Source organism: Akkermansia sp. UNK.MGS-1, assembly GCF_000980515.1.
Lineage (GTDB): Bacteria > Verrucomicrobiota > Verrucomicrobiia > Verrucomicrobiales > Akkermansiaceae > Akkermansia > Akkermansia muciniphila.
In genome coordinates this window covers 18,379-30,562 of the sequence record NZ_LBCB01000009.1, presented here as the reverse complement: position 1 = coordinate 30,562, position 12,184 = coordinate 18,379, and the positions used below count along the sequence as shown (strand labels likewise).

11 protein-coding genes are annotated in these 12,184 nt (G+C 55.8%); 2 read left to right on the top strand and 9 right to left on the bottom strand.

Going from position 1 to position 12,184, the window contains the following annotated elements:
• Both WW58_RS13035 and WW58_RS13030 read right to left on the bottom strand, forming a co-directional pair.
• A partial coding sequence (locus WW58_RS13035) for a peptide ABC transporter substrate-binding protein (RefSeq protein WP_288143410.1) occupies positions 1-1,459 on the bottom strand: 1,459 nt, incomplete at its 3' end.
• 268 nt (positions 1,460-1,727) lie between these two features.
• Entirely contained in the window at positions 1,728-2,693 is a 966-nt protein-coding gene (locus WW58_RS13030; RefSeq protein ID WP_180975849.1) for a thioredoxin family protein, read from the bottom strand.
• 211 nt (positions 2,694-2,904) lie between these two features.
• Here WW58_RS13030 and WW58_RS05250 point away from each other — a divergent pair, with 211 nt between their 5' ends.
• Together WW58_RS05250 and WW58_RS05245 are read left to right on the top strand one after the other, a co-directional pair.
• The gene (locus tag WW58_RS05250; protein ID WP_022198691.1) at positions 2,905-4,134 is read left to right on the top strand and encodes a saccharopine dehydrogenase family protein; all 1,230 of its coding nucleotides are present in this window, start codon (positions 2,905-2,907) and stop codon (positions 4,132-4,134) included.
• Positions 4,135-4,339: 205 nt separating this feature from the next.
• Complete coding sequence (locus WW58_RS05245) at positions 4,340-5,323, top strand: metallophosphoesterase family protein (protein ID WP_046435938.1); 984 nt, start codon at positions 4,340-4,342, stop codon at positions 5,321-5,323.
• Between the two features lie 125 nt (positions 5,324-5,448).
• Here WW58_RS05245 and WW58_RS05240 read toward each other — a convergent pair whose 3' ends face one another.
• From WW58_RS05240 to WW58_RS05210, 7 genes are all read right to left on the bottom strand, one after another.
• On the bottom strand, positions 5,449-6,375 hold the full coding sequence (locus WW58_RS05240) for a hypothetical protein (RefSeq protein ID WP_128153391.1): 927 nt from the start codon (positions 6,373-6,375) through the stop codon (positions 5,449-5,451).
• Positions 6,359-6,877 (bottom strand): hypothetical protein, encoded by a 519-nt coding sequence (locus WW58_RS05235; protein WP_046435934.1) that lies wholly within the window; start codon positions 6,875-6,877, stop codon positions 6,359-6,361. Before WW58_RS05235 ends, WW58_RS05240 begins: the two co-directional genes overlap by 17 nt.
• A gap of 59 nt (positions 6,878-6,936) precedes the next feature.
• Entirely contained in the window at positions 6,937-7,344 is a 408-nt protein-coding gene (locus tag WW58_RS05230; RefSeq protein ID WP_046435932.1) for a hypothetical protein, read from the bottom strand.
• A gap of 77 nt (positions 7,345-7,421) precedes the next feature.
• Positions 7,422-8,810: a DUF6056 family protein gene (locus WW58_RS05225; RefSeq protein ID WP_046435930.1), complete on the bottom strand. Its 1,389-nt coding sequence runs from the start codon at positions 8,808-8,810 to the stop codon at positions 7,422-7,424.
• Positions 8,810-10,267, bottom strand: coding sequence for a cell division protein FtsZ (locus WW58_RS05220; protein WP_046435928.1), 1,458 nt, complete (start codon positions 10,265-10,267; stop codon positions 8,810-8,812). The genes WW58_RS05225 and WW58_RS05220 overlap by 1 nt, the downstream gene beginning before the upstream one ends.
• A 25-nt stretch (positions 10,268-10,292) precedes the next feature.
• Positions 10,293-11,504, bottom strand: a complete 1,212-nt coding sequence (ftsA, locus tag WW58_RS05215) for a cell division protein FtsA (RefSeq protein WP_046436134.1) — start codon at positions 11,502-11,504, stop codon at positions 10,293-10,295.
• Positions 11,505-11,619: 115 nt separating this feature from the next.
• A complete protein-coding gene (locus WW58_RS05210) occupies positions 11,620-12,162 on the bottom strand; it encodes a peptidoglycan endopeptidase (RefSeq protein ID WP_232051439.1) in 543 nt (180 codons plus the stop codon).
• Positions 12,163-12,184: the final 22 nt, after the last annotated feature.

Below are 12,184 nucleotides of genomic sequence, written 5' to 3'. Positions count from 1 at the left end.
GGATATCCACATGAATCCCCAGATGCTTTTTCCACATGCCCTGGATGGCTTCCGCCATCGTCTTCTGAACTTCGCGGGATGTAGTCATCAGCTCCAGCCGGGGAAAACCCTTCCCGCCGGGAAAACCAGCCTGGGCCAGCAGGGAACGCGCTTTCTCCGGATTGAACTCCACCCCATGCGGCGTCTTGTATCCGGCGCCGTCCGGCGTAAAGCCGAAGCACGGCTGGCCGCCGCCGCACACCACATCCCGCACCAGGGCCTCCCGGTCTACCGCCAGGGAAAGGGCCCGCCTGACCCGGGCGTCATTCAGAGGCGCACGCGACGTATTCAAACGGTAAAAAATAGTCACGTAATAATCATCCTGGCAAAAATCATCGCCGCCGCGCTCCCGGGCGTAAGCCGTCATCTCCGGAGGCACGTTGTTGGTGACATGAAGCTTGCCGTTGAAAAACATGCGGGTTTCCGTAAAGCCGTTCACGGTGGGAAGAAAACGGACTCCATTCAGCCGGACGGCGGAAGCGTTCCGGTACCGGGGATTGCGGCGCACCTCCACATAATCATTGAAACGGTGCTCCGCCATGAGAAAAGGCCCGTTCCCTACGGCCGCTCCGGGCCGCGTCCATTTCCCCGTCCTGTCCAGCATGCCGCCGCGGGCTTCCACGGCATGGCGGGGAACCGGAAACCAGGTGCAGTGAAGCAACAGCAGGGGAAGCTGGGGCATCGGGGAACGCAGCTCCATCTCCAGGGTATAATCATCCGCGGCGCGCACGCCCACGCGGGCTTCCTCCCATAAATCCGGCTTTCCGGCCCGGACATCCTCCAACATCCGGGACGCAATCTTCCGCGCTCCTTCCTCCGGCATCCCATTCGGCCACTCCATCAGGGAAGGATCATCCCGCAGGGCCTCCAGCTCACCGGCTCCCATACCATCCAGCCTCTCCCAATCCACCCGGGCCAGAACCATCTCTTCCAGCCCCTCTTTCCCGGCCAGCCGGGAACCGGGACCGCACAGCAGCAGGCTACGCCTGTTCCGGTTATAGGCTTCCGCATTCTTCAACGGATAAAGCATGTCCGCGTACCTCCCTCCAAACCCCGGATGAAGCAGGCGGTGATAGGCATACACGAAATCATGGGCCGTCACAGGAACGCCGTCGCTCCACACGGCGTCCTTCCGCAGGGAAAAACGCCACTTATCCGCCTCCGGACTGTGCGTCCACGACTCCGCCACAGCGGGATGAAAAACGGCGTCATCCCTGGAATCCCCGCGCAGCAGCCCCTCCATAACGGCATTGATCATCTTGAAATCGGAAACGGAAGTGGCGATGTGGGGGTCAAAACTCTGGGGCTCCGCATTATTGCCCACGATGAGCACTCCTGCCTCCTGCGCCCGTTCCACGCTCGTGCGCGTATCGCATCCGGCGAGCAAAAGCATCACACAGAACATCATGAACAGGCGCATGGCGGGATTCTGTCAGGTTTCCTTCCCGTGCGCAAGGCTTCACGTCAAGAAACGGCAACAACTCCTGCCTTTCACCATTTCCGCAGCAAAACACGCCGAAAACACGCTCCACAAGAGAACAGCGTCCCTCCCATAAGCCACAATGCCTCCTTTCCATCATCCCTTTTGAGTAACCGGAGAAACAGAGAGAAAGCAAAAACCCCGCAACGGAAGAAAACCGTCGCGGGGCCATTTTCCCAAATCAGGGGAAAAGAAAAAGCAACTTTAGTTATTTGCTCTGCGCCTTTTTGGCGGCGTCAATCTGGGCCTTGATCTTATCCTTGTTGGCAAGAATGCCGGCCTTGATGCGGGGGGCCTGCATCCCGGCTTCCGTTCCCGTCTTCAACTCGGCCACCTTATCCAGAATCAGAACGGCGCCGTCCACGTCACCGGTGGAATTCAGATAGGTCCCGAACTCCATCATCAGCAACTGCTGCTGCGTCTCCGGCAGAAGCTTGTCACGGTCGGGATACGCCTTAACCACCTGAAGGGCTTCCGCAGGCGTCGTCTTGTCCGTCAGCTTGCCGGCAAGATAATTCTGAACGTCCTTCTGTTCCTTTTTAAGCAGGTCAGCATGGGCGTCTGCGGCTTTCAGGCCGGACTTATCCTCCTTGTCCAGCTTCTTGATTTCCGCTTTTACGTCACCATAAAAATTGTCCACATATTCCTGAGGAGCCAGCTTGAGCACTTCCATCAGAGCGGCAACCTTCGCTTCATCCGTAGCAGCCTTGGCGACATTCGCTTCCGCGGCGCTCAGCGCTTCCTTGTTCTTCAGGGCATCCTGCATGGCTTTCATCACATCATCCCCGGAACGCCCCCCGACAAATCCCCCAAAAGGCTTGCCGGAAGCGTCCGCAAACACAACGGTCGGGAATCCCCGCACGCCGTACTGCTGGGCAAGCTTTTCATTGGCGGCTTTCATTTCCTTGGACTGCTCCTTGCCGCGCGGATAATCCAGCTCCACCAGAACGAAATTTTTCTGCGCTTCCTTCTGGAAGTCAGGCTTGCTGAATACGTTGGCGCGGAGCTGCATGCAGGGAGGGCACCAGTCGGAACCGGTGAACTCAATCATTAAATCCTTTTTCTGTTCGGCGGCCTGTTTTTTGGCGGCATCCATATCGGTAATCCACCCTTCCGCGGCAAAACAGGGAGCGACGCAGGCGGCAACAACTACTGGCAGAATTTGTCTAATCATATCTACAATTTGATATTGTAAAATCGGACAGCCCGCGTCAATCCCCTGTTCAATCATTTTTAGAAAATCTCCAAAAGGGTGCGTCTTCCGCAGGGAAGTCCGCATCCGGCTGATGCCGGAAAAACTGATGCCCCATGGGAAGACGGTGTCATTATTGAAGCAAATCGGGAGTTGCCTTTCAGCCTGTTTTCACTTATGTACTGAACCTATCATGAACACGGTTTTAATCATTGGAGCAGGCGGCGTTGGGCATGTGGTAGCCAACAAATGCGCCCAGCTGCCGGATATTTTTCAAAACATTCATCTGGCCTCCCGCACGAAAAGCAAATGCGATGCCGTTGCGGAGGACGTACGCTCCAGAACGGGCGTCAGCATCACTACCCATTCCGTAGATGCGGATGACGTGCCCGCCACCGTAGCCCTCATCCGGGAAATCAAGCCGCAGCTGCTGATCAATGTGGCCCTTCCCTACCAGGATCTCACCCTGATGGAAGCCTGCCTGGAAACCGGCGTCAACTACCTGGATACCGCCAACTATGAACCCCGTGACGTAGCCAAATTCGAATACTCCTGGCAATGGGCGTACCAGGAGCAATTCCGCAACGCCGGGCTTTTCGCCCTGCTGGGTTCCGGCTTTGACCCCGGCGTCACCAATGTATTCACGGCATGGGCTCTCAAGCATCATTTTGACGAAATCCATACGCTGGACATCATTGACGTCAATGGCGGCAACCATGGCAAGGCTTTCGCCACCAACTTCAACCCGGAAATCAACATCCGGGAAGTAACGGCGCCCTGCCGCCATTGGGAAGACGGAGCCTTCCGGGAAACCGCCCCCATGAGCATGCACCAGAGTTTCACCTGCCCGCAGGAAGTGGGCACCTATGAAATCTACCGCATGTACCATGAAGAAATGGAAAGCCTGGTCAAGCACATCCCCACCATCCGCCGGGCGCAATTCTGGATGTCCTTCTCACCGAACTACCTCAAGCACCTGGAAGTGCTTCAGAACGTGGGCATGACCCGCATTGACCCGGTCATGTACAACGGAGTTGAAATCATCCCGCTGCAATTCCTCAAGGCCGTTCTGCCGGACCCCGGGGACCTGGGCAAGACGACCAGGGGAAAAACCTGCATCGGCAACGTCATCACCGGAATCAAGGACGGCCAATTCAAGGCTGTGTACATTTACAACATTTGCGACCATGAACAATGCTTTAAAGAAGTAGGTTCCCAGGCCATTTCCTATACTACGGGGGTTCCGGCCATGATCGGCGCGGAAATGATCCTTACGGGCAAATGGACTGGCGCAGGAGTCTTCAATATGGAACAAAATGACCCGGACCCCTTCATGGACGAGCTCAACAGGCGCGGCCTCCCCTGGCACTGCGTGGAACTCACGGAAGAACAGGCCAAAATACTGAAGGTCAACCAGCAATAAATTTCAGCCAGCGCTGTAGGCCCCCTCAAAGCCGGACATTGAATTTCCAATGTCCGGCTTTTCCGTTTTCAGCGGGGAACAGAATTCCCCAGGACAGCACGTCAACGCCTGCCTCGGGAAAAAGAAAAAGCCCCGGACGGCATCTTTCCGCCTCAGTCATAATTTTCTGGCGGGAAGAGCAGGCAGGTTGTAAAAATCCAGTGCCATGAAATATCTTGCGTTATTTCTCATGTTCCTGCTTCAGCCGGCACTGGCGGAAGATACAGCCCCATGGAAAATCGCGATCATCGGCGATACGCACGACTCCCCCAAGCGCATGGAAGGAAGCGAGGGAGTAGCAGTCAACTTCATCAAAACCCTCTATGGGGAAATCCTGAAACACAACGTGGACATGGTCGTCCAGGTAGGGGACATGGCGGATATCGAAGGAAGCGCCCCCGTCAAGGGACTCGCCAAACGCAAGGAACTCAACAACATTCTGAGAGAAAAAGGCATCCCCTTTTATGCCGTGCGCGGCAATCATGACTCCCTTCCTTTCCGGGCGGAACAATTCCGGGAACTCTTCCTGCCTACGCGGAGGCAGGGCGTCCAAGGGCTGGCCACCAGAAAACTGAACTACGGTATCCGCCATAAAAACGCTTCCCTGTATTTCATGGATATTGACCTTACTCCTGACCAGCTCGTGGACTTCAGCGCATGGGTTAAACGCAACAGAAGCAAGGCCAACACCGTTCCGCGACACTGCCTGGTTTTCACCCACCGCACCCTGCAGACGCCCATGCAATTCCGGGAATGCCTGTGGGGCCGTTACAATGACAGCGCGGCGGAACAGCAAAATATCTTTTACCGCAATCTCCGGGATGCCGGAGTGCGCTTCGTCATCACCGGGCACCTGCACGCCCATGACCTGTATATAATTACCTCCCCGGACGGGAAAAACACCCTTACCTCCCTGATCTGCGCCCCCGCGGGAAACAAGGTGCTCCCCATTCCCTTTTTGCCGCCGGCAAAATCCCGGGTAAAAACCCTGCAATACCGCTCCGGCATTACGGCCTACTATATCCTGACCATTTACCCGGATTCCATGACCCTGGACACCTACGCCGCCCCCAATAACGGCATTACCGACGAAGGCCCCCAAAGCGGAGAGTTCTACAAATTGAACTCCTACGCAATTCCGATGGATTAGAACATACAACTTCCCCTGTTTCTTCCATAACGCGGCATCCCGGAATTTGCCTGCTCCCGTCCGCTATGCACCCTGGCGTCCCTGGCGAAACAATGAAATTTCCGGGAAGTTCCCAATCCCCCATGTTATTTCATATGCCCGGAGCCACGGGACTTGATTTTTCTATCGTGCTGGCGCCCCCGGCCGCCCTTATATAAAAACTCCGTTTTTCCATCGCGGCCTACAGTCCGGTCAATCAAGTCTCCGATTTCCTGATCAGCGTACCCGGCCTTCTTAAGATACTTAACCACTTCACCAGCCTGCCCCGGATAAAAACGAACCAGCATCTCCACAAACGCAGGTTCCAATCTCTTTTCCAGAAAAAATCTGCATAAACTGTTTCTTTTTTCATTAGCCAACAACTTATTATTGTAGTAGAGGCTGCGGGAATCACCTCCTCCGAATAAGCTCAGCTTCCTGGCCTGCACCAACTCCCATGTTCTGGCAGCACTCATTTTATCATATTCCTCCTTCATCCTGGCCTGTTTCCGCTTTAATTCCGGATCATACTGAGTCCTGAATGTTTTCAATACGGCCGCTCCATATTCTGACCATATTCTGCACAACTCCTTTCTCTTTACGCCGCATCGGGAAACGATTCCGGATATATCCCGGGATAAAACGCTCATCCATTCCACAACCCTAACCTTCAGATTATAATCCATGTTGTCGCACAAGCCGTCCTTCGGAGTATTCTCATCATAATTCAGAGGAAATACATCCATTGAAGAGACAGCGTAAAAAATCCATGACAACACCCTGACGTCTTCTGCGTTCACATCTCCAGCTCCCTTGGAACTAAAGGCGCCAAGCCTCTTCCGCGCCTCCCGGCAACAATCCGGCAGCTCTTTTTCATGCAACAGGGAAAGGAACTCCTTCTTTTCCTGAGGAGACGTTTTGAACGCGGAGATGCTGTCGGGCAACGGAAGCCGGAACAGGGCAGGCTTTCCTTCACCGCACAGGATGCCGGTGGAACAGACGGTTAACAACATTATTTTAACGAACGGATTCATGATGATAGTAATATTTGTTGCGATAGGTTACGGTATCCCGATCCACACAGCATCCGAATTTAGAAATCGTCACGAGATGGTATCGCTGCGGCCCCCAGATTTCCTGCCTGTAAAATTCCGAAAAACTGAAATGGCACCGAACTTCCATGATTTCGCGGCCGTCAAGATATTCCGTTCCCTCTCCCCCTTCTCCATCATGGATGCTCCACGAACATACCCAGTCCCACGACTGGGGGAAACGGGCATGCTCCACATCTGCGGCAAAAATGCCGGCCATTACATTATCCTGCAGCTGATTTGTTTCTGAAACCTCCGCCGCTTCATTCGCACCATTCCTGGAATGACCGGGATCAAAATCCGTACCGGGAGGCTCCGAGCCCTTGTCCCTCTCTATAATCTTGACATTTTTGAAGCTGACGCTGGTCGGATGCAGCGTCAGCTTCAGGACGGCAGAGGCCCCTATGACGGACGTTTTCCCCTCAGGAAGCCTTTCCGTAGCCATTCCTCCATTTTTGTGTTCGGCTCTGATTACCGACGGAACAACCACATTTAGTGTCACCTTTACTTTTCTCCCCTCACTGGTAACAGCCAGGACGGTTGCGGAACCATCACGTTGAAGCCGTTTTTCGCAGTAACCACAATGGATATTTTACCCTTCGTTTCTTCAGGCATTTCTACGTATTTATCTCCATCTTCCACCAAATTCCATTCCAGTTCATCAACATTTCCCAACGGTTTTCCCGTCAGGGTCAATGTTATCCGTTCCCCCACACCTATCGTCTTTCTTTCCCTGTCAGCCTTCCGGTCATCAGTATTTCCCAAATATATATCAGCGGAATATTCCTCTGTTTCCGTTTCAATCCTCAACGCGCCGGAATCCTCTTCCTCCACGTCCGCATAGGAAAGACCGCACAGGAAAACTGCGCAACCTATTAAAAGGATTCTTATATTGTTAACAACAACTGCCATCAGACGCAGATGATATCTTATTGCCATTTCCCATTATTTCATAGCAAAAAGCTCTAACATTCCGCATCCTTTGCCTGCTAAAAGATTCTGATGCTCTTCACGCCATAATACATCGCCGCGCCTCTGTTGACGTAGTCTTCCGGGTTTTGCGACAGGTCCACCCAGAAAATGAAAGAACACCACGGGGAGGGAGGAGAGAGGGGAGGAACAATGATTTCCTGAATACCGGCCTTTTTCTGCTCCAGAATCAGGCGGACGCGCTTTTCATGCTGCCCGAACAGAAGCAGATGATCATGTATGGTTGAAAAAACACATATTCCGGACAACGCCAGAAAAACAGCCACAGTTATCTGCGGACGGGGCACGGCACCGGGGATGCCGTACCACATACGAAGAAGGGCCAGCACGCCGATACCGAACAGCAGGGTGGCGGAGAACATGGCATGATCCGCCGGAATGACGGCGGCGGCGAAAGAAAGAGCCATGGCATAAGACGCCAGAATATATGCCGCCGCTATTCCAAAGGGAATTTTCCATGCCCGGAAAGAGTTCCGGTCTCTGTGGAATTTTTTCCAAAGAACCCAGGCAGCCGCCACGCCCAGCAACACCGGAAGAGCCAGGTATTCATGCATCCGGAGCAGGAGCGAAGGGAGAGCTTCCCATCTGCTCCAAAAACCGGAAAGGGGTTCCGCGCAGCCGGGAGTGGCGGAATGCATCCGGGCGGAAATGCCGGGCGCAAGCAGCATGCACAGGGAACCTGCCACCTGAAACGCAAGGCCCGCATAAAACCACAGGGGAAGTTTTTCCTTCCGCACCAGGCGGACAAAGACGAACAAGGCTCCCAGCAACAGCCAGGTTCCCGGAATATTGTTTTCATTGGTCATGCCCGCCGGAAATCCCAGAACAGCCGCAGCGGCAAACTTTCCCCAGCTATTGTTTCTTCCGGAATCTCCCTTTCTCCCGGATTCCGCGTCTTCCAGCAAACCGCGGTACAGACACAGAAAGCCCAGCCAGACGGCGGCGCCCCAGGAATAGTTGGTGGCTCCGGAGAGCCAGTAAATCGTGACGCCGGGCCGGGCCGTGCACGTGAACAGCAGGAGAAGCCCCAATCCGAACAGACGCACGTCCGGCCAGGAACGGGGATCCACCCTGCGCCCGGAAGCCAGATAAAACATCATCAGCGCAAGACCGACCTGCACAAAGGGGTTGAGCAGCATGAAGAGCCATTTTCCCGCCGTCGCTACGGCAAAGGCCAGGTATTCCCCTATTCTGGGATTCCAGGTCATGTAGGAGGCTACGCAGCGCTCCCAGACCAGGCTGAAAGAGAAGCAGTGCTCCATGCCCGTCAGGGCATGATGGTACGTATCGGAAGTGAGAGGACTCCACCAGCTGAGCAGCGCCGTATACAATAAGGCGGCTGCGGTCAGCGCCCAAAACCACACCCTGGACGTGCGGGGGGACATCATCAGCTCGGATCCGGTTTCCTTTTCCGCAGTGCGGGAGGCAAATCCAGGTCTTCCCCATCAAGAATGAGGGGGCGCACACGGGCAAAAAGGCCGTGGCCCGCACGCTCTTCTTCTCCTTCCTCCGGAGGCAATCCTTCCTCCAGCTCCTTGATGTCAGGCATCGGGACTGACTCCAATTCCGGCTCCGCCTCCGTTTCGGAAATTTGCGCAACAGACGCGGACTCCCGGAGCGTTTCCCCTTCATCCGGAATATCGGAGACAGGCCTTACGGGCACCAGTTCCTCTTCCAATTCACGTTCATCCCTCCTGGAGACGGCAACAGGGGCGGGAAGATCCGGCTCCGGATGCCGTTCCGGTTCGTCAACCGGGGCAGGAGGAGCAGGCTGAATAATGGTTTTCCCCTCTCCGAGGAAAGATTTTTCCTCCGGCACAAGCACTGTCTGCGGCTCCGCTTCCCGCTGAAGCACAACAGACGGGGAAACAGAGGTCTCTGCCACAGGCACGGCGCCCAGCACGGTCAGGGACAGGCGGTCTTCCGGCTGCTGCTCCACGGAAGCGCCGATGTGGAGGCGCACTCCCCTTCCCAGAATTTCCGCCACACCATCCACCAGGTCTTCCAGACGCTGCAGCGTCAGGGAACCTCCGCCGCGCACCAGAACCAGGACATCGTCCACTTCTCCCAAACGTTTTTCCAGAAAAAGCGGGGAATGCCGGACCTGGTTCAATATATCCGCCACGGAAGCATCCGCAGACGCTTCACCCACGCCAAAGGAGCAAATCCCTTTTCCCGTTCCGGCTACGCTGAGCAGGTCGTCCAATCCCACCCGGAGCAGGTTTCCGGAAGAATTCAACAGAGACGGCACAATAAGCACGGCGCGGGCAATAAGAGCATTAACCACGGAAAAGGCTTCCAGCACCCCCTTGTCGGGATCTATGAGGCTTTCCATGGCGTCATTATCAAACCGCAGCACCATGTCGGAATACAGGGCAAGCCGGGCCAAAGCTTCATCCGCCTGGGCAGAGCGCCGTTCCCCCTCAAACCTGAAGGGACGGATGACAACGCTGACGACATAAGCCCCCTGTTCCTTGGCCAGACGGGCCGCTTCCGGAGCTACGCCGGATCCCGTTCCCCCTCCCAGCCCGGCGGCAAGGACGGCCAACGCGCTGCCTTCCAGCGCACGGAGAATGGAAGACTCGCTTTCACAGGCCGCCTGGGCTCCTACGGAGGCGTCTCCGCCGGAACCGAGGCCCCTGGTAAGCCTGGCGCCCAGATGAATCTTGCATGGAACGGATGAAGCGTTCAATAGGCGGGCATCAAGATTCATGGCGCAAACGGAAGCTGACTGGGGAGCCAGCAGCAGCACTTCCTCCATTACCTTGGTTCCTGCGGCCCCAATGCCGCACAGGCAGATTTTTCCGGGCAGGCCGGACGGCCCCTGGGGAGAGATTTCCAGCATGGTTGTTAATTTGGATAAAGGTTGATCAGGAGGTCTTCTTTCCGAAGAAGCCCAGCATCCGTCCCAGCCAGCTGCGCTGCTGCGGCAGTTCGGCATCCAGAATCTGGGCATACCGTATCAGGCCTATGGCCGTGCAGTAGCGCGGATCATCCAGGTAGGAAGGCGCACCGTTTTTAACCAGCGTAGGCCGGCTGATGGCCACGCCGAACACGTGGGAGGCCAGTTCCCCCACGCCGCGCATCAGGCTGGCGCCCCCGCACAGGTAAACGCCGTGGCAGCGGTTGCCCTTGAAAGTATCCTTGGGCAGGGAAGATTTGACCAGGTTGAAAATTTCCAGCAGGCGGGAACGGATGATTTCATTCAGCACGTTGCGTTCAATGGCGGCATCCTTCATATGCCCCTCTCCGCGCACGCGCACCATCTCGTTGGTTTTCCCGGAAAAGCTGTTGGCGTCCCCTTCCGTCTTCTTGAGCAGTTCCGCCTGGGCCAGAGGAATGCCGGTCATCAGCGTGATGTCATTGGAAATGTGGTCGCCGCCCAGCGGCACACATCCGGAGGCCACAAGCTGGCCGTCCAGGTAAAGCACATAGTCCGTCGTGCCCGCACCCATATCAATAAGCAGAGCGCCCGCCTGCTTGACCTGCCTGTTGAGCACAAACTGGGCCGTGGCAATGGGGGCGAAAACCACATCCGCAATATCCAGCGGGACTTCCCGCACGCAACGGAAGGAGTTGGTGATGCGGGATTTGATTCCGTGGATGATATGGCAGTCGATGTCCAGGGTTCTTCCGGTCAATCCGGCGGGATTGGTCAGGTTCTCCTGCCCGTCCACGGAAAAGAGACCGGGCACGCGGTGCAGGACGAATTGTTCCGGCCCCAGGGCGACGTCCCGGGCGATTTCCGTCACCTCGTCCATATGCTCCTGGGAAATAATGCTTTCATCCGGGGGAAGACGGAACGTTCCCCGGTTGTTCTGCCCCACAATATGGGCGCCTGTCACGGACAGATAGACGGTCATGATATCCACGTCCGCATGGTCCTGGGCCATATTCCAGGCATCGTAAATGCACTGGATGACCTTGGAAGTGTCTTCAATCTCTCCGCGAACCACGCCCTCGCTAGGAACCTCACCCACGCCGATGATTGTCACGGTCGCATCGGGCTTCACTTCGCCCACGACCATGCAAGTCTTGCTTGTCCCTATCTCAAGCCCTACGTGAATTTTTGTCTTAGCCATGAAAATCAAGGAACTATCAACGTCCTCGCACCTGATAGCACATTACTTTCCATTATTCAAGAAAGCCTGCGCGAACATACGCAGAAAACGCGGTTTTCCTCCGCGCTGCCCCGGTTCAAAGGCCTGTGGGATGGCGCACCAGGAAGTGCCTGGTATTGCGGCCGTCCACTCTCCAGCGGGGGCCTTCGCCGCGGCGCCCGCTTCCCGTAGTGTCAAACCGGAGGCCGCAGATGACCATGAAGACGTGTCCATTCTTGGCATAAATGGAAATCCAGTCCCCGGCGCCTTTCTGCCCGTAATTCAGGAAAAGCCTGGAATGGCGGGTGGACGTAAGAAGGCCGGCTTCCTTCAGCACAAAGGAAGTGCTGCCGGAACAGTCATAATGGGTATCATGATGCCTCCTGTGCCCCCCGCCCAGCCGGTACGGCTTGTTGACCAGGGAATTGGCCGCCGCAATGGCGCGCTTGACCTGCGAAGGGGCATTTCTGGGGGGAATGGCTTTCCCGTTGTGAAGCACGGCCGTCTTGCCGGGCACAAAGTGGTAGGCGGGAAGACGCGCAGGAGCTTCAACTTGTTGCTGGGAGGAGCAGGAAGAGAGAAAAAGGCCGGCCAAAAGGGCGCCAGCCACGGAGAGAGTTTTGTGGGCCGCAAATGTCATGAGAATTATAAACTGCGGAATT